Source organism: uncultured Methanobrevibacter sp. (assembly GCF_902801725.1).
Classification (GTDB): Archaea; Methanobacteriota; Methanobacteria; order Methanobacteriales; family Methanobacteriaceae; genus Methanocatella.
Map to the genome: position 1 here is coordinate 24,970 of NZ_CADCJB010000001.1, position 18,849 is coordinate 43,818.

Below are 18,849 nucleotides of genomic sequence, written 5' to 3' on the forward strand. Positions count from 1 at the left end.
AATTATTTTCCACAGCATTTTATTAAGTTAGTGAAATGAATTTTATTTCACTAATAAAGATATGTAAAAAATAACAATCACTTAAAAAAAATCTCAATTCCCCTTATTCTATTGAAGTTAAGAAATATATTTTTGTTCTATAATGAAAAAATGATTATAAATTTTATATATTAATATCCATATATTTTTATTATATCAGCCTTATTGGTTGATTGTGGAAAAATGTCTTTTACGAATGAAAATTTAGCACATGTTGTAAGTGCAACTTTGATTTTAACTGGTAAAGTCTTAGTAAAATAAAAATAGGGTGTAAATTTGAAGAAAAAATTTTTAATACTCATTAGCTATTTTGCTAGTATTAAGCATAAATGTTGCAAGTGCTGGGGATAATACAACAAAAGAAGTAATTTCTTTAAGTGAAGAGAATACATTAGGGGATCCGGCAACGATTGGAACATTTGATGAGCTTCAAAAATATATCGACAAATCAACTACTGGCCAAATTAGTTTAAATAGAAGTTATGCTTATGATAGTACAGATAGTGCATATATAACAGGTATAAATATCACTAAAGCCATAGAAATTGAGGGTAATGGATATACCATTGATGGTAATCATACTGCAAGGATTTTCAATGTCACTGCCGGCGATGTCGTTTTAAAAAATATTAATTTTGTCAATGCTAATGCAACTCTAAACTCTGGTGGTGCCATTTACAACAGCGCGAATAATTTGAAGATAATTAATTGTACTTTCAATTCAAATCATGCAAAAGATGGTGGTGCAATATACACTTTAGGCAATATAACAATAGAAGATTCTACTTTTAAGTCAAATGATGCTTATAATGAGACTAAAGGTAGTAATCATCATGCTGGAGCAATTTATATTAAAGGCAAACAATCCTCTATAAAAAATTCTATTTTTGATTCTAATTATGCGAACGTTCATGGAGCAATTTATTTTGAAGGAATCAATCTGACCTTGAATAATTGTTCGTTTAAGTTAAACCGAGCCGGAGGTAGTGGTGCATTAGGAACAAAAGGAAAATATTTACAGGTAAATAACTGTACATTTGAATCCAACAACGGCACAACTGGTTTTGGTGGAGCTATAAATTCTGAAAGAACAAAACTCAACATATCCAACAGTACTTTTAGAGAAAATTCTATTGGAAGTCTATCTGGGGGTGCATTATTTTTCGATGAAAGTGATGTGGTTATTTTTAATTCCACTTTCGAACTTAATGATGGAGGACATGGTGGCGGAGCCATTTTTGCCCAAAATTATAATAATATAAAAATTATTGGTTCCAGATTTAAATCAAATTGTGGTGCTTGGTTTGGTGGTGCAATTAATTTAAACTATGAACAACAACAAGAACCCTTTGAGGGTATATTAAATATCTCTGATTCCATTTTCGAATCCAATTATATGGATTTAGATTTAGGCGTGAATGGTGGAGCAATCGCTGCTGGTGGAACTAATGCACATTTATTCATATATAACACTACATTCAAGTCTAACCAGGCTAAATCGTTGGGTGGAGCTATAGATTCTACCATACCTACAAATATTTCCAATTGTAGATTTGAAAATAATACTGCTAATTGGGGTGGAGCAATAAGTTACGATTATAATGATATAAATATCTATGCTTCTAATTTCACATCAAATCAGGCTATTACCATGGATTTACAAGGATTCACATCTGTAGGTAATGGTGGTGCAATTTATGTAGTTGGAACATCTGCCACTATTTCAAATTGTACTTTTAAATCCAATAATGCTACTTCAAGCGGTGGTGCAATTTTTTCAAGAGGAAATAATGCAGTTATTTTCAATACCACTTATGAATTAAATTCTGCAGGTGAAGAAGGTGGAGCAATTTATTCAGTAGGAAATAATGCAGTTATTTTCAATACCACTTATGAATTAAATTCTGCCGTTGCAAAAGGTGGTGCAATATATTCCGAGGGAAAAAATGCAACCATCGATTTAGCTTATTTCAATGCCAATAATGCAACCCAAGGTTCTGCTATAGTAACTCTCGGAATAATCAATGTAAATGAAAACATCACAGGACTTGAATTGGCAACAGGTGTTTATACAGTTAATTTAATTACAATTGTAGATGCTAACCATACTACTGCTATAAATAGAATGTCCACCATAACTGTTAAAAAGGCAGATTCTTCTGTTAGTGTTGATTCTGTTAAAGCTGTTTATGGTGAAGAGATTGTTATTCCTATTTCTTGTGAAAATGCAACAGACATTGATTACATTATCATTAATGGTGATGGCATTGTAGTTGCTGAAGGTACTGTTGAGCCTGGAAAAGACATTAATGTTTATGAGTTGCCTGTTGGTGATTATAGTTAAGGTTACTACTGTCACTGATAATAATCATTCCTCAGTTTCCGCTGAAGCTAATTTAACAATCAATAAAGCCATTCCAATCATCACAATTCAAGTTGTCGATATTATGTATGGTGAAGTTGAAGTGTTAAATATTACATCCACTGCTCCGGGAACTGTCAATGTCACAGTGAATGGCATGACTAACACTTTAGAGTTAAACAGTGTATCCAATGGCTTATTGTCTTACTCAATATTGTATCTTTTAAAAGAAGATCAAAAAGCAACTTGGAACATATATAACTTACCTGTTGGTGAATACCCAGCATTTGCCATATACAATGCTAATGAAAACTATGAAAATGTAAACACATCAGACGTCTTTAATGTAAATCCAATCAAGCCGTCAATAAATATCAAAGTAAATGATATTAATGTAGGAGATACACTTGAAATAGAAGTATCTCTTCCAGATGATGCAACAGGCATTATTACTGTTGAAATCGACGGTAAAAATTATACTGCTCCAGTTAAATATGGAAAAGCAATTATTCATATTCCGGGTTTAACTGCAGGAAATAAGGTTGCAAAGATATATTACTCTGGTGACGACCAATACTCACCAATTGAAGATTCAGTTAAATTTAAAGTAAATAAAATTTTACCAACTTTAAATATTGATTCTAAAGATATAGCTGTAGGTAAAGACGGTAAAATTGTAATAACTCTTCCTACAGATGCAACTGGAACTGTAACTATTGAAGTTGATGGTAAAACCTATACTCTCTTTTTATTTTTTAATTGAATTTATTGTTAAAATTTCAATATTTAAAATTCCAAAGATACACTATCCCCATCTTTGAGATCAAGTTCATCTCTAAGTTTACTTTCTGCAATAAATTCCAAATAATTTTCATCATGAGTTGTCTTAGCAGGAAATACAATCGCTCCATGAATTTTATCATTCAATAAAGCTTCAATATATTTAACAGCACCAAAACCCTCATCAGGCTTTATCAGATTTTGACAATTGTTTTTAGTTTCGCTGATTTCATCCAAATATTCATCACCGACAATAACGTTTAAGGTTCCAGGATAGGGAACAAATCCCAAATTTTTTTTAAATTCCATTTTGTAAAAATCCTGTGATAAAAAATAAGCCGCCTTTCCCAAACCGGTTGTAACTTCACCATCAATTTTCATGAAATAACCTCTAATAAAATTAAATACAAATAACATTAATGTAAAAATTTTAAACATGATTTTAATTTAATCACATTGTCAAATATTATCTTAAAACTTTATTTTAGAAATATACATCAATACTATAAATTAATTAATTTTTTATTAATAAAGATTTTTAAGAAATTTATATAATAATAAAAAAATAAAAGTAATACCATAGAATTTACAGGGTAATAGAAATGGAAATAAAAACTATCTCAACAGATGTGCTAATAATTGGATCTGGTGGGGCTGGTTCTAGAGCAGCAATAGAAGTTGATAATGCTGGTTTAAAACCCCTCATAGTTTCAAAAGGTCTTTCATTCAGATCTGGTTGTACTGGAATGGCAGAAGGTGGATACAATGCTGTTTTTAAAACAGTTGACAAAGAGGATTCAATAGAAGCCCATAGGATGGATACATTAAAAGGTGGAAGTTACCTCAACGATGAGAAACTTGTTGAAATATTAGTCAATGAATCCCCAAAAAGATTAATAGACTTAGAAAATTATGGAGCTCTATTTGACCGCCAGGAATCTGGTGAAATTGACCAAAGACCATTTGGAGGACAATCTTTTAGAAGAACATGTTATCAAGGTGATAGAACAGGTGCAGAATTATTAAATGCACTTAAAGAAGAAATCATTAAACGAGATATAGAATGTATTGAGGAAGTAATGATAACATCTCTTGTATGTGAAGGCACCCAGGTAATAGGTGCCTGTGGATTGAATCTGAAAGATTCAAGTTTAATATATTTCCAGGCAAAATCAACAATATTGGCCAGCGGAGGAGCTGGTCAATTATACCCTGTAACCTCAAACACATTCCAAAAAAATGGAGACGGCTATGCAATAGCTTACAGAGCCGGTGCCAACTTAGTAGATATGGAACAAGTTCAGTTCCACCCAACCGGAATGGTAAAACCGGAATCCAAAAAAGGAGTTCTTGTAACAGAAGCCGTTAGGGCTGAAGGAGGAAAACTTCTCAATAAGGATGGAGAAAGATTCATGTCCAAATATTCTCCCGAAAAGATGGAATTGGCTACCCGTGATGTTGTTGCCCGTTCAATATATCAGGAAATCATAGAAGGACGAGGAACAGAAAATGGAGGAGTATACTTGGATATTTCACACCTGCCTGATGAGGTCATTGATGAAAAACTCGAAACAATGGTACTTCAATTTGAAAATGTAGGTGTAGACATTAAACACGAACCGATAGAAGTAGCTCCTACAGCACATCACTTTATGGGTGGTTTAAAAATTGATACAGATGGGTCAACTTCCCTTAAAAACCTATTCGGTGCCGGTGAGGTTTGCGGAGGGGTTCATGGAGCAAACCGTTTAGGCGGTAATGCCCTTGCAGATACACAAGTGTTTGGAAAAATAGCTGGTGAAAACGCATCTAAAGCCGCTAAGGAAATCGAACTCAAAACAAACGAAGAAATGGCTGAAGATGAAGCTTCAAGAATTGAAGGACTTATTAAAAAAGGTTCAGTCAAACCACTGGAATTCAAAAATAGAATCAAAAATTTAATGTGGGAAAAGGTAGCTATCGTAAGAGACGAAAAAACTTTAAACGATGCTCTAAAAGAACTTCAGGAAATGCAAACTGAGTTAAAAGATTTGGATGTGCCCGACAAAAAGCAATACAACAATGAACTTGTAACCGCTCTTGAAGTGATAAACATGGTTGAAATCTGTATATTAACAGTAAAATCAGCAATATTACGTAGAGAAAGCAGAGGAGCTCACTTCAGATCAGACTTCCCCGAAACTCAAGATTCATGGAAAAAGAGTATTGTAATAAATAAAAATAAAATAGAATTTGAAGCTAGATAGAAGCTTCTTTTAATTCTTTTAATTCTTCAATAGCTTTTCTAGCTTTGTCATAAATTTCCTGTTCATCCAAAACAACTAATTTTTTATTTTCCATTAGTATTTTACCGTCGCAGATAGTGGTGTCAACATTTGAACCGTTTGCTGAGTAAATAATATTGGAACTTAAATTTGAACTGTTCGGAACCATATTTGCAGAATTGGTATCAATTAAAATAATATCAGCTTTTTTACCAACTTCAATAGAACCTATTTCATCATCAAGACCTAAAGCTTCAGCACCTTTAACGGTACCCATTGCAATAGCTTCATCGGATGATAAAACCTTAGGATCAAGAGTTGAAACTTTTTGAAGTAAACTTGCTGTCTTAAGCTCTTCAATTAAATCTAAATTATTATTTGAAGAAGCACCGTCAGTTCCAATGCTTACACAGATATCACTTTCAATCAATTTGGATACTGGAGAAACACCTGAAGCCAATTTCATGTTACTGCATGGATTATGTGAAACTTTAACATTGTTTTTCTTAATAATTTCAATTTCTTCATCACTTAACCATACACAGTGTGCAGCAACGACATCAGGACCTAAAAATCCAATTTTGTCCAAGTATTCGAAAGGCCTTAGTCCCTTTTCATCCAATGAATCATTGATTTCCTTTTCGGTTTCAGAAACGTGAATGTGAATACCCATATTATATTTATCAGCCAATTCACGAACTTTGATTAGCAATTCCTCAGATGCAGTATAAGGGGAATGAGGTCCGAAAAATACTTTAATTCTTCCATTTGCCATCCCATTGCAATTTTCAAACAATGAAAGGTTTTCCTTAAATTCATTTTCCCTTTTTTCAGCATCACCAAAATCAATCATCCCATATGATAAGACTGCTCTGATTCCAGCTTCATCAACTGCACGGGCAACATCTTCCATGTAGAAATACATGTCACTGAAAGTTGTTGTACCTGATTTAATCAATTCGACAGCACCCAATAATGCTCCGATATAACAGTATTCTCCATTGAGATTAGCTTCCATCGGCCATATGTGATCATTCAACCAACTGTCTAAACTCAAATCATCAGCCAATCCTCTGAATAAAGCCATTGATAAGTGAGTATGAGTATTAATAAATCCAGGGAGCAATATTTTTCCGCTAGCATCGATTACTTTATCTACATTGGCTTCATCAATTTCATCTGAAATTTCTGAAATAATATCATTTTTTATTAAAAGAGATTGTTCTTTGTTTTCAAAATTATCATTCGGATTTAAAATTAATGCATTTTTAATTAAAATAGTATTATCTTCCATAATAACACCCAAAAAAATAAAAAAAGTGATAAAAACTTATTTATAAGTTTTTAATAGCTAATTTAATATCATCAGCTTTAATAGTTTTACGTTTTGCGATTTTAGCAACTTGAGCAGCTTCTTTAGCAACATCACGAGCAACTTCTTCTACGTAAGCAGCTAATTCAGCTTTTGCATCTTCGCTTACTCTTTCAGCACCAGCTTCTTTGATGATTCTAGCGATAGGAGCTTTTGGTATTTCAGACATAATTTTCACCTCGTAAAATTTATTAAAACTTAAGACTAAAGAGATTTAATCTTAAGTTAAATATACATTATAATACGACTTAATATTTAAATATTTTGCTTAAATTAGTGATTATTATTAAAAATAAGAACAAATATTTAATATAAATAAGATTTATAATGATTAATAATACTAATTGATAAAAAAAAGTATTAAATAAAAGGATTAAAAAATATAATCATAAAAAAACTGGAAAGATTGAAATGAAAATAAAAATTGCTGTTCCATCAAAAGGAAGAATAAGTGAACCTTCAATTAATATCTTAGAAAAAGCAGGATTAGGATTAAAAGATAAAGAAAGCAGAAAATTAATCTCTAAAACTTATAACAAAGATATTGATGTTTTATTCGCAAGAGCATCAGACATTCCTGAATTTGTTCAAGATGGAATAGCAGATATCGGAATTACAGGTATAGATTTAATAAAAGAGAGCGAATCGGATGTCACCGAACTGCTTGATTTAAAATTTGGAAAAACAAGTTTGGTCCTGGCTGCTCCTGAAGACTCAAACATTAAATCCATAAATGACATTACACCTGAAATGACATTAGCTACCGAATTTCCAACATTAACAAGAAAATACTTAGAAAAAAATAATTTAAATTTAAAAATTGTTAAATTAAGCGGATCTACAGAAGCAGCTCCATTTATAGGCGTCGCTGATTTGATAACTGATTTGACAAGCACAGGAACAACCTTGAAAATGAATCATTTGAAAATAGTTGATACACTACTTAAAAGTTCAATCGTTCTTATAGCAAACAAGCAAAGCGCTGAAAACAAAAAAGATCTGATTGATTCAGTAAGCACAAGCATCAAGGGAGTACTAGACGCTTCTCGTAAAAAATTGTTAATGATGAACGTGAAAACAAAGGATTTGAACTGTGTAAAGGAAGTTATGCCATCAATGGGCGGTCTTACAATATCAGATGTATTGTCTGAAGAGGAAACCGTAGCAGCACAGGCAGTTATTGATGAAGATGAAGTTTTCGATTTAGTAAACAAGTTAAGAAATGCCGGAGCAAAGGATATACTCGTTGTACCTATTGAAAGAATAATTTAAAGGGTTGATTAAAATTTTCAAACTAAAAAATATTATTTCCATAAAAGATTTTGAAAGGAAAGACATTGACTACCTTCTTGATGAAGCTGAAAAGTTAGAAGATGTTGCCAAGTCAAAAGAGATTTCAGAAGAACTTAAAGGAAAACTTTTAGGTTTAATGTTTTTTGAACCATCCACAAGAACAAGACTATCTTTTGAAACAGCAATGAAACGTTTAGGTGGAAAATGTATTGGTTTTGATAGTAGCGGATCCAGTTCAGTGTCAAAAGGTGAAAGCATTGCAGATACAGCAAAAATGTTTGAGGGTTACACTGATGCAATGGTAATCAGGCACGAACTTGAAGGGGTTTCAAAATTCATTTCAGACATTGTTGACGTTCCTGTTATTAATGCAGGAGACGGTGCCGGACAACACCCAACACAAACATTGCTGGATTTATATACAATAAGAAAGGAAATAGGTGAAATCGACAATTTAAAAATAGCCTTAATAGGGGATTTGAAGTTTGGCCGTACAGTACATTCCCTGGCAAATGCATTATGCCTGTACAATAACGTTAAAATTTATCTTGTATCACCAAATAAACTCAAAATGCCTCAAGAAGTTCTTCATGACCTGCATAAGACCGACATTGTATATGAAGAAGTTGAAAACATTGAAAGCATAATTGATGATGTTGATGTTTTGTATGTAACAAGAATTCAAAAAGAGCGCTTCGGAGATATTAACGACTATATGAAAATAAAAGGAGCTTATATAATAAACAAAAAAATGTTGGAAGGTAAAGATGTCATCGTAATGCATCCCCTACCAAGAATTGATGAAATCAACGGTGATGTTGACGATACAAAATACAATAAATACTTCATTCAAGCTTTCAATGCCGTTCCAGTAAGAATGGCAATATTGAAAACATTAATAGAAAACAACCCTAAATAGAGAAGAGGGTTGTTTCAAGTAAATCTTCATCGCATTGCAACTTGATAATGTTGGTTCTTCCTTTTCCACGACCTCTTGAAATTGTATTTGTAGAAATAATACCCAACAATTCAAGTTCATTAATGAAATCGAAAATTCTTCTATAGGTAACTGCATCCTTCTTGGACAGTTCCTTATATTCATCATATAACTTTCCGGAACTGATTTCCTCACCATTCTTGGTCAAGTTTAAGATTGCTTCCAAAAGCCTTTGTTGCTGTAAAGGCAAAGTTTGAATAATTTCAGTAACCTTATTATGTTCAATTCTATCTTTTGCCATCTTGACATGTTCGCTTGTAACCTTAACTGAATCTTCATCAAATGCCAATTCACCAGCATTCTTAAGCAGGTCCAAAGCGTATCTTGCATCACCTTCTTCCTTGGCTGCCATAGCTGAACATAAAGGAATTACATCATCTTCCAAAACATCATCGTTAAATGCCAATAGAGCCCTTTCTGTTAGTATATCACTCAATTGATCTGCTCCATAAGGAGGAAATACAATTTCCTTATCATTCAGACTACTTGTAACCCTGGATTTAATTAAGTTTTTGAAATCCAAATAATTACTGATTGACAAAACGGAAACATTGTCTGTTCTTGTTAATGTATAAAGAATCCCATCTCCATCTTTGTCAAGCAAAATGTCTATTTCATCCAGAATAACAATCAAAATCAATTTTTTTCCAAAAGCATTTGTTTTGAAGATATCTCTAAATGTATTTACAATTTCTCCTTTTGTCCAACCTCTGTTAGGAACATCCCTTCCTAATTTCTGACATAATTGGGCTATAACTTGATATTCTGTTGTATAATCAGTACATCTTATGTATTCCACTTTAACAAAAACATTTTTATTGTTGGCTGCATCAATCAATTGTTCACGAGCAAATTTAGATGCTGCTGTTTTTCCTGTTCCTGTCTTACCGTATAATGTTACATTAGATGGGGTTACTTCGTTTAATGCATCAACCCAATATTTCGCGATTTGTCTAATTTGTTCTTCCCTGTGAACTAACTTATCAGGTAAAAATCTATGATCCAAAGGTTTTTTATCTTTAAAGATGATTTTGCTTGATGAGTCAGTATGTTCTATTTCATCGAAAATGTTTGACATGTTAACACCAGTAAATTGATAATATAAATTAAAGTAAAAATTAGAAAAAAACTGTAAGTATAATTTCTAGTGATAATATATTGCAAGTCTAATAAATAAAGTTTTTTATTACAATAGTGATAAAAAAATTATAATCGGATAAATATATTTTCTTTAAATCAAATATATTAATCTTAAAACTTATGATTTTACAATTAAAAAAATAAATCAATTTAATTTCATAAAATAATGATTTATATCCAATTAAAATTAAAACATGAAATAGTAAAATTTCAATTATAAAAATAACTATTTCAAGTGTAAAAATTCACTCATCTGATAAAAATCCATAACCATATTTAACTTTAAGGAAAATTTTTCAAAGAAAAATTAGTAGTGTCAGAGTGAGAGAGATGTGTTTCAAGTGTATGACTTTTCATCCAAAAATCAATTTTCAAGAGATGTATTTCAAGTGTATCGAAAATGAAAAAATGATAAGAAATCAGAAATCTCAAATAATAATGTTAAAATCAGCTAAAATTTAAAATAAAGAAAAAATTTGAAAGATAAATTTCAAGTGTTTACAGTTGAAATATACCTCTTCAGTCTTAATATATCCACAAAATGGTTATACTTGAAATGCACCTCTCCCTCTCTAAATGAACATATCGTTTTCATTGGAGGAGGGGTTTTTAACAGAAATGCTACCAAAAGATTTGTCTATTAAAAAAATACAATGTAACTTAGCTTTAAAAACACGTTTAATGGTTTTCATTAGTTCATTTTTGCTCAATCCATCTTCATATATTGTATCAGTTACTACAAACTGTTGCAATAAATCCTGATTAATACTAAGCTCAAAATCTACCAGATAACTGTTAAGTCCAAATTGCAAATCCAAAATGAAATTCTTTCTAACATCAGGACTGGAAGCAACCATTAAATTGACATGTTCCTGAGCAACTTGTGTCGCACATGCAATAATGATGCAATCCTTTCCAACAGGTTTGACAACATCCATTATATTTTCTTTTGGAAATTCAATAATATAGTGAAAGTCTGCATTTTCATCGAATTTTTTTTCAATTAAACATTCTTCGTCCATTAACCAGTTTCTAATGTTATCTTCAAAATCCATATTATCATCATCTGAAAATTTAATAATAAATTATATATTTTTTTATTATATATATTATAAAGTATGATTGAATATAATAATCTAATTAATGATATTATTTTTACCCAAACAGGAAATATTAATTCATTAAACTTATTCTTATTCATTATATTCTCATTATTGTTTTCACTTGCAATTGATGTCATCTTTGGAGAACTTCCAGGAAAGATTCATCCTGTTGTCATAATAGGATCAATAATAAATTTCTTCAGAGGTCTGTTTATAGGATTTAGAAACAGGATATCAGGAATATTGTTGGTATTGTGTACCTGCTTTGTTTCAAGCCTGATATTATATATAATTTATTTTATATGTAAATTTAATATAATATTGTTATTTATCATGTTTATCATATTATTATCATCTTCATTTTCTGTTAAAATGTTATTGGAAACAGCAATAAGTGTTGAAAATGACCTGAATGATAGTTTGGAAAAAGCAAGAAAATCAGTATCATATCTTGTTAGCAGAAGTACTGATGAATTGACAGAAAGCTTCATCGTTTCGGCAACAATAGAAAGCATGACTGAAAACATTACCGATTCATATGTCGCTCCGATTTTTTACTACTTCATATTTTCAATAATAATAATTTTAAATCCAATTGATAATTGTCTGTACCTACTCCTTTTAGTTCCTATTCTCTACAGGATGTTCAACACACTTGATGCAATGGTTGGATACACAACAGATGAATTGAAGTTTATTGGCTATGTTCCAGCTAAAATCGATGACATTTTGAATTTCATCCCTTCAAGAATTGCAGGTCTGTATGTTGTTATTTCCGCATATCTTCTTAAACTTGATGGTAAAAACAGCTTTAAGATAATGATGAGAGATGCTCGAAATTGTCCAAGTCCAAATTCAGGTTATACCATGGCATCAGCAGCTGGAGCCCTGAATATAAGGCTGGTTAAAAAAGATACATATATTTTAGGAGATGAAAACAAGCCTATTGAAGTCAATGACATTGAAAAGGCAGTCAATCTATCAAAATTGACAATTATTTTATTTACTATAACTATAATATTATTATTGATATTGGTTAATGTGATATTATGAAAATTGCAATCATTTCTGTTTCAAAAAAAGGTCAGGATTTAGCAGTTTCATTAAAAGAGAAACTGAATAATGATTCTACAATAATAAGAACTGATCTTTTTCACAAGGATGTCAAAAATAAGTTTCCAATTTTATTTTATGAATATGATGCAATAATTGCAATAATGGCATCTGGAATATTGATAAGATCCATCGCTCCATTGATAGAATCAAAAACTTCAGATCCTGCAGTATTGAATATTGATGATAATGGTAATTTTGTAATATCTGTTCTATCAGGTCATTTGGGAGGCGCAAACAGACTAACAGAAAAAGTTGCTAGTATGATTGATGCTATACCCGTTATAACCACTTCCACTGATGTTAATAAAAAATTGGGAATTGATGTAATTGCCAAAGACCTATATCTGTCAATTGATGATACAAGTGAAATTCTATTTTTCAACAAGTCAATTTTAGAAGGAAAAGAAATTTCATTTATTGTAAATTCCGATAAAAATTTTAAGTATTTTTTTGAGTATCTAAATAATAATACACTTGAAATTAACCTTTCAGTTGAATTTTCTTCAGAAGTTAATACAGATGAAATTCATGTCATGCTTGATGACCATAAACTTATATTAAAAGAGCGGAAACTTGTTGTCGGACTAGGCTGCAGACGTGGGAAGGAATGCATAAGATTATATGACGGATTGAAAAAATCAATCAGAGATTTAAATATTCCTTTATCAAGAATTAATCAATTGTCCTCAGCTGAAATCAAGAAAGATGAAAAGGGAATGTTGGAACTGTCAGATAAATTGAATATTCCTATTAATTTTGTAGAATTAGATAAGTTAAGATTATTTGAATCGAATGATATACAAAAATCAGAGTTTGTAAAGTCAAAATTTGGAATTTATGGCGTTTGTGAACCATCAGCACTGATAACAGCAGGATATGATTCAAAATTGATTTACAAAAAAACCTCTTATGATGGTGTTACAATAGCTATCGCTATTTCAAAATTTTAAAATAATAAAAAAAAGTAAATTAGATTGATTCTAATTTTGATAAAACTTCCCAAATCAATGTTCTTGCATGAACAGGAATATTTGGATCGTTACTGATTTCGTCTAATTTTCCTAAGACGGTACTAATCCTAACAGATTGGTCTTGTTCTTCATCCTTTAAAAGTTCATTAGATTCACTTGCTGCTTCCCGAATGTTACGAGGCACAGTATTATTATCCATGATGTATTCAAGAATTTCTGAAACTTCATCAATTGTTTGATTGCTCATATAAAACCCCTCCAAAAATATTAATTAAAAATAAGTCAAAGATATATTAATTAATATATCTTTTATTATATATTTAAATATTTTTTGGTAATCAGGCAGAGATTGGAATTATAGTAAAATATATATTAAATTAAATATGAATTATTATACATGTCAGATGTAAGCAAAACAACTATAAATCTTCCTAAAGATATGAAAAAAGAATTGAAAAAAATTGCAATCGATGAAGAAATTTCATTATCCGCTTTAATCATCAAAATGATTGAAGAAGGAATGGAAAAAAGAAATAAACCAAATGTTTTTTCAGATGAAGATTAAATGTTATCTTCAACTGAATTTAACATATATGTAACGAATTGAGTTTTAGCAGTCTCTTCGACAAAAACTGCCAGCAGTTCTGCTTCTTTTAAGTTTTTACCGACACAGATTACCCCATGTTTTTTTAAAACAAGTACATCTTCTTCTCCAAGACCTTCACTAGCATTATTAGCTAATTCATCACTACCTGGTTTTTGATAATCAATTTCAGCTAAATATGGAACTTTAATTTCGCCAAAACCTTCATATCTTTTGATTTTTTTAGATGAATGAGCAAATCCTGTTGCATAAGGAGAGTGTGTGTGAACTATGCCGTTAACGTCAGGTCTTTTCTTATAGATTTCCAGATGCATATTGACTTCAGAGGAAGGCTTTCCTTTTGTTAATATATTTCCGTCCAAATCCACCAATACAATATCCTCTTCATTCAGGTTTGATAGGGATTTCAAAGTGGGTGTAATCGCTACAACATCTCCAATTTCACTCTTAAATCTTGCGCTGATATTTCCAGCTTTTCCTGATACTAAACCTTTGCCATAAATCTCATTTGAAATGTCAATAATCTCAGCAATATTTTTTTTCATTAGATAACCTCATTATAAGAATTTTAAATGTTTATATTTACCTTTGTGAAGTACAGGAACTTCTGCAGGAGTCGGTTCAATGTTATAAATTTTCTGAAACTCAGTCTGTGTCTGAAAAGTACCTGAATTGATCATATGAACTCCTTTGAATCTTCTGTATGTATTAATATGAACGTGTCCTGTATGGAATACGTCAGGAACATCTTCAATCACAAGATAGTCTTCAAGCTCAGATGCTAAAGGTGTTCTTTCTCCATAAATTGGAGCTAAATGTCTTTTTTGAAGTAGTTCTTCCATTAATAGGTCATTTCTTTCATGTGTAAATTCCTTCACGGCCATTACCAAATCATCAAAACTACGTCCATGGTATATCAAAACATTTATTCCATCCAATGACACCACACCCGGATTAGAAATGAATTCAACATTGTCTAGTTCATATAGTGCATTAGCGTATTCTTCAGGCACTGCAGGTTGAGGTTCTGCAACTCTTGAAGCGTCGTGGTTTCCAGGAGCGATAATTATCTTGATATCGCTTCTAATGTTTCCTAAAAATCTGGCAGCTTCATTGTATTGTTCTGTAATGTCCTTAATTGCAAGCTCTTTTTCCTGGTTTGGATAAACACCGATCCCATCCACGATATCTCCACCAATGACTAGATATTTAACGTCTTCAGCAATTTTTCTTTGTTCTTCGCTACCATAATCACAGTTAATCCAATCGATAAATCTTGTAAAAGCATCTTCCAGAAATGTTAAGCTGCCAATGTGAACATCAGATAGGAATACAATTCCGAAGTCCATTTCCTTTTCGGGGATTCTTAAAACTCCCGGATTGATTATTTGCTGACCGAATGCAAAGGAGTTGTCTTTACTCTTGTTTGCAATTACACCAATTACCTCATCCCTGACAAGTTTTTCAGCTTCTGCAAACAATTCATCATTGTTGTTTGAGAATAGGACTGAAATGCTTCCTGTATCATCTTCAAATTCAACGATTTTATGACCGTTTTTACTTGACCTGATTTCTTTAACCATTAAAATCATGCTTAAGCTATCCTGTGAGTCGTCAATGTCAGCGACCTTAATAGGATTTCTTAACTCTGGTCTTTTGGATAGGATGTTATATAACTTTTCATATCTGCTTTGGAAATATGAGATTAGGTTTTCGAGCTCTCCGCTGGTGTATGATTTTTTACTGGTGTCTTGAATGATTTCAAAATCATATTCGACATTACTTTTTTCCAAATTCCTTTTAAATTTGATTTTTTCATCTTTTACAGTTTCTGAAGCTTCTAAAATGGCTTTATTGATATGTTTTTCTTTCACGTCACTGTCTTTTTTTAGATTTTCTATACTAATATCCTTTTTTTGTGGTGTTTGGTTTTGTATTGGTTTTTTTGTTTCTGTTGGTGTTGTTTGTGTTTGGTTTTGTATTGGTTTTTTTGTTTCTGTTGGTGTTGTTTGAGGTTTTTCTGTTTTAACCTCACCGGCATCTGTTAATGTTTTTTGATTATCCTTTTCAGGTATTTCTTTATTTCCTGTTATTTCATCAACTGTTTCACCACTAACTGATATCAAGTCTTTTGATGTGAATTTATCACTTTTTAATTTGACTATGAGTGAAGATGCAAAATCTATAGGATTTTCTGCATTAATAACTTTATCATAAGCATCAGGTGATAGGTTGATTCCCTTTTTTGCAAATTTTAATAGAATTTTATTAGTAGTTGACATATTGATTAAAATTTTTATTTTCTATAATTAATAAACTTTGAGAATTTTACTCAACATGATTTAGTCTTTTTCGTTATATTTATTATATATTAAAAAGAAAAGTTAAATCATTATAATGTACTTGTTATTTAATTAATAAGTTTTCAATGATTGTGATAAAAATGGCAAATAAGGTACTTAGAATTATTTTAATAGTTGTAATATTTTTTATATTCTTTGAAGTAGGGCTAGTCAGTTCATACACTATTGTGACTTCTGAAGCTCCTAACGTTCAGGGATTAATAGATATGCAAATTTCTAAAATAACTGGGATGTTTACCCCAGAAAAAGTAAATGACATGTTAATTAGAGATCCAAGTCCTGTTAATATTACCAATAAAAAAGATGTTGCCTTGAAGATGGAATCTATATCGCAGGTTGATGGCGTTAATTATGACTCAATGAACGTTTCTACATATGATGACCCTAAAAAAAGCAATTTCACAGTCACCATTGAAGCGTTAGGATATGACTCCCCTAATTCAACTTCCGGTCAAATTGTTATTAGTAAAGTTCCAAACTATAAAATTATAGCTAAAGGAAATGCTACTTATAAGGACAACGGACTTACCGTTAATGAAAATAGTATAGTAATTACTTCAGTATTGAAATTATACAATACAGGCAATACTTCTCAAACTTCCTATACAGATTACAGTAGCAGCGGAAGCAGTGATAGTAGCTATAGCAGTTATAACAGCTACAGCAGTAGTAGCGGAAGCAGTGGTAGTAGCTATAGCAGTTATGACAGCAGTAGCAGTGGCAGTAGTAATAGCAGTTATTAATAATTTGATATTATGATTAATGTAATTGGAATTGGTCAAAATAGAGAAAACATGACTTTAGGAGCTTTAAAAGCTATTGAAGAGTCTGATGTTATTATAGGCTATAAAAAATACATAGACCAGATTGAAGATCTGATTGAAGATAAGGAAATAATTAAGAAAGGAATGGGTGATGAAATATCCCGTGCTGAAATGGCAATTCAAAAAAGTCTTGAAGGCCAGACTGTTTCTTTAATTAGTTCCGGAGATCCCGGCGTATTTGGAATGGCCAATGTATTATATCAGATAGTCAGCAAATATGAAGGAATTGAAATTAAGGTTTATCCTGGCGTATCGGCGTTGAATTATGCATCAAGTCACCTTGGTGCTCCTTTGCATGATTTTGCTGCCATCAGTTTAAGCAATATTTTGACTCCGCTGTCTGAAATAGAAAAAAAATTAAGATACGCTCTTGAAGCCAATCTGATTGTAGCTATTTATAATCCATTAAGTAAAACACGAAGAGAACCTTTTAAAAGGTTTAAAGAATGTGTTTTAGATATTAAAGGAGAAGATGCTTTAATTGGCATTATTGATAGTACCTATGAGCCACCAAAAGCCACTATTGTTAAAATTAAAGATTTAACAGAAGATATTGTAAACATGTCCTGTACATTGATTGTCGGAAATGATTTAACTTATGAACAGGACGGTAAGCTGATTACCCCTAGAGGATATGTAATCAGGTCCAAAATCCATGAATTATCACAAAATCATTATGAAAAATTTTTAAATGGTGAAGTAGCTCACGGACCTAATCGTGAATGTGAGTTTTACCCTTGTCATTATGACGGTCAGTACTGTGATTTCTGTTATTGTCCGTTTTATCCATGTGGAGATTCTTCAACCGGAGGAGAATGGATTAAAGGAAAAGGTGTTTGGAACTGTACCAATTGTCATTGGTTGCACGATAAGCAGGCAGTTGAATGTCTACGCCCGCCTTTAGAAGATCTTTTGGAAGAAGTTGAAGATTTGAAAACAAAGAAAAAAACTTTACTAAAGCTTAGAAGAGCATGCTTATTACATGTAGATACAAAGGATTTATGAGGTATTCAATTGACAATAAAAACTCTTTTAATAGAAATGAAGAATATGTCGGAACTTATGGTAGATTTAGCTTATTCCGCCGTATTGTTCAACAGTAAAACAGCCGCTGAAGAAGTAATTACATTGGAAAATGAAGTAAACATGATGAATTTTGAAATTAAAAAGGAATCATTGGTTGCTGCTAGATCTTATGAAGATGCGGAAAAATTGACTGCACTACTTGAAATTGCGGAAGCGGCTGAAAGTATAGCAAACGCTGCAAAAGATTTAGCTGATTTAGTAATTAAAGGTTTCAAACCACATCCTGTATTTAAAGTAGTTATGGAAGAATCAGATAAAAGCATTGTTAGAGTTACAGTTGATGAGTCATCAGAAATTGCAAATAATACTTTAGGAGATTTGCTTTTAGTTAATCGTACAGGAATGAAAGTAATTGCTATTAGAAGAGGTTCATCCTGGATTTACGGTCCGGATAAAAGAACTACAATTTTACCAGATGATACATTAATTTTAAAAGGAACAGATGAAGGTGCCGATTTGCTTGAAAAATTAGCGGCAGGAACATGTTCCTTAGATGATATTCCAGATGAATTGGAAGATGAAGATTAGAGAAGTG

At 31.5% G+C, this 18,849-nt stretch carries 19 protein-coding genes; 11 read left to right on the forward strand and 8 right to left on the reverse strand.

Going from position 1 to position 18,849, the window contains the following annotated elements; all coding sequences use genetic code 11:
* The first annotated feature begins 349 nt into the window (after positions 1–349).
* Both QZV68_RS00105 and QZV68_RS00110 read left to right on the forward strand, forming a co-directional pair.
* Positions 350–2,383, forward strand: coding sequence for a right-handed parallel beta-helix repeat-containing protein (locus QZV68_RS00105; protein ID WP_296877390.1), 2,034 nt, complete (start codon positions 350–352; stop codon positions 2,381–2,383).
* On the forward strand, positions 2,355–3,164 hold the full coding sequence (locus tag QZV68_RS00110) for an Ig-like domain-containing protein (protein WP_296877392.1): 810 nt from the start codon (positions 2,355–2,357) through the stop codon (positions 3,162–3,164). The genes QZV68_RS00105 and QZV68_RS00110 overlap by 29 nt, the downstream gene beginning before the upstream one ends.
* 23 nt (positions 3,165–3,187) lie before the next feature.
* Here QZV68_RS00110 and QZV68_RS00115 read toward each other — a convergent pair whose 3' ends face one another.
* Positions 3,188–3,562 (reverse strand): DUF120 domain-containing protein, encoded by a 375-nt coding sequence (locus QZV68_RS00115; RefSeq protein WP_296877394.1) that lies wholly within the window; start codon positions 3,560–3,562, stop codon positions 3,188–3,190.
* Between the two features lie 221 nt (positions 3,563–3,783).
* Here QZV68_RS00115 and tfrA point away from each other — a divergent pair, with 221 nt between their 5' ends.
* Positions 3,784–5,427, forward strand: a complete 1,644-nt coding sequence (gene tfrA, locus QZV68_RS00120) for a fumarate reductase (CoM/CoB) subunit TfrA (RefSeq protein ID WP_296877396.1) — start codon at positions 3,784–3,786, stop codon at positions 5,425–5,427.
* Here tfrA and QZV68_RS00125 read toward each other — a convergent pair.
* Entirely contained in the window at positions 5,420–6,739 is a 1,320-nt protein-coding gene (locus QZV68_RS00125; protein WP_296877398.1) for an amidohydrolase family protein, read from the reverse strand. The two genes, tfrA and QZV68_RS00125, sit on opposite strands and share 8 nt — an antisense overlap.
* Positions 6,740–6,779: 40 nt before the next feature.
* Entirely contained in the window at positions 6,780–6,986 is a 207-nt protein-coding gene (locus QZV68_RS00130; RefSeq protein ID WP_296804509.1) for a histone family protein, read from the reverse strand.
* Positions 6,987–7,228: 242 nt separating this feature from the next.
* Here QZV68_RS00130 and hisG point away from each other — a divergent pair, with 242 nt between their 5' ends.
* A complete protein-coding gene (gene hisG, locus QZV68_RS00135; protein WP_296877400.1) occupies positions 7,229–8,089 on the forward strand; it encodes an ATP phosphoribosyltransferase in 861 nt (286 codons plus the stop codon).
* A gap of 4 nt (positions 8,090–8,093) precedes the next feature.
* On the forward strand, positions 8,094–9,029 hold the full coding sequence (gene pyrB, locus QZV68_RS00140) for an aspartate carbamoyltransferase (RefSeq protein WP_296877402.1): 936 nt from the start codon (positions 8,094–8,096) through the stop codon (positions 9,027–9,029).
* Here the strand turns inward: pyrB and QZV68_RS00145 are convergent.
* Together QZV68_RS00145 and QZV68_RS00150 are read right to left on the reverse strand one after the other, a co-directional pair.
* Positions 9,022–10,185, reverse strand: coding sequence for a Cdc6/Cdc18 family protein (locus tag QZV68_RS00145; protein WP_296877403.1), 1,164 nt, complete (start codon positions 10,183–10,185; stop codon positions 9,022–9,024). The two genes, pyrB and QZV68_RS00145, sit on opposite strands and share 8 nt — an antisense overlap.
* A 634-nt stretch (positions 10,186–10,819) precedes the next feature.
* Complete coding sequence (locus QZV68_RS00150) at positions 10,820–11,302, reverse strand: DUF2299 domain-containing protein (protein WP_296877405.1); 483 nt, start codon at positions 11,300–11,302, stop codon at positions 10,820–10,822.
* Positions 11,303–11,365: 63 nt separating this feature from the next.
* Here QZV68_RS00150 and QZV68_RS00155 point away from each other — a divergent pair, with 63 nt between their 5' ends.
* Entirely contained in the window at positions 11,366–12,403 is a 1,038-nt protein-coding gene (locus QZV68_RS00155; RefSeq protein ID WP_296877407.1) for a cobalamin biosynthesis protein, read from the forward strand.
* The gene (locus QZV68_RS00160; RefSeq protein WP_296877409.1) at positions 12,400–13,416 is read left to right on the forward strand and encodes a cobalt-precorrin 5A hydrolase; all 1,017 of its coding nucleotides are present in this window, start codon (positions 12,400–12,402) and stop codon (positions 13,414–13,416) included. The genes QZV68_RS00155 and QZV68_RS00160 overlap by 4 nt, the downstream gene beginning before the upstream one ends.
* 19 nt (positions 13,417–13,435) lie before the next feature.
* Here the strand turns inward: QZV68_RS00160 and QZV68_RS00165 are convergent, their stop codons facing one another.
* Positions 13,436–13,684 (reverse strand): UPF0147 family protein, encoded by a 249-nt coding sequence (locus QZV68_RS00165; protein ID WP_296877411.1) that lies wholly within the window; start codon positions 13,682–13,684, stop codon positions 13,436–13,438.
* A 150-nt stretch (positions 13,685–13,834) separates the two neighbouring features.
* On the opposite strand from QZV68_RS00165, the gene QZV68_RS00170 reads away from it, so the two are divergent.
* Complete coding sequence (locus QZV68_RS00170) at positions 13,835–14,002, forward strand: ribbon-helix-helix protein, CopG family (protein ID WP_296877413.1); 168 nt, start codon at positions 13,835–13,837, stop codon at positions 14,000–14,002.
* Here the strand turns inward: QZV68_RS00170 and QZV68_RS00175 are convergent.
* Both QZV68_RS00175 and QZV68_RS00180 read right to left on the reverse strand, forming a co-directional pair.
* Positions 13,999–14,586: a class II aldolase/adducin family protein gene (locus QZV68_RS00175; RefSeq protein WP_296877415.1), complete on the reverse strand. Its 588-nt coding sequence runs from the start codon at positions 14,584–14,586 to the stop codon at positions 13,999–14,001. The genes QZV68_RS00170 and QZV68_RS00175 overlap by 4 nt on opposite strands.
* Before the next feature lie 12 nt (positions 14,587–14,598).
* On the reverse strand, positions 14,599–16,323 hold the full coding sequence (locus tag QZV68_RS00180) for a DNA-directed DNA polymerase II small subunit (RefSeq protein WP_296877417.1): 1,725 nt from the start codon (positions 16,321–16,323) through the stop codon (positions 14,599–14,601).
* Between the two features lie 161 nt (positions 16,324–16,484).
* Between QZV68_RS00180 and QZV68_RS00185 the strand changes: the two genes are divergently transcribed.
* Genes QZV68_RS00185 through QZV68_RS00195 form a run of 3 tightly spaced genes read left to right on the forward strand, consistent with a single transcriptional unit; the run spans position 16,485 to position 18,842 of the window.
* Entirely contained in the window at positions 16,485–17,147 is a 663-nt protein-coding gene (locus QZV68_RS00185; protein ID WP_296877419.1) for a hypothetical protein, read from the forward strand.
* A gap of 12 nt (positions 17,148–17,159) precedes the next feature.
* Positions 17,160–18,233 carry a precorrin-3B C(17)-methyltransferase gene (gene cobJ / locus QZV68_RS00190; protein WP_296877421.1) on the forward strand — a complete coding sequence of 358 codons (1,074 nt, stop codon included), beginning with the start codon at positions 17,160–17,162 and terminating at the stop codon, positions 18,231–18,233.
* 9 nt (positions 18,234–18,242) lie between these two features.
* Complete coding sequence (locus QZV68_RS00195; protein WP_296877423.1) at positions 18,243–18,842, forward strand: potassium channel family protein; 600 nt, start codon at positions 18,243–18,245, stop codon at positions 18,840–18,842.
* The last annotated feature ends 7 nt before the right edge of the window (positions 18,843–18,849 follow it).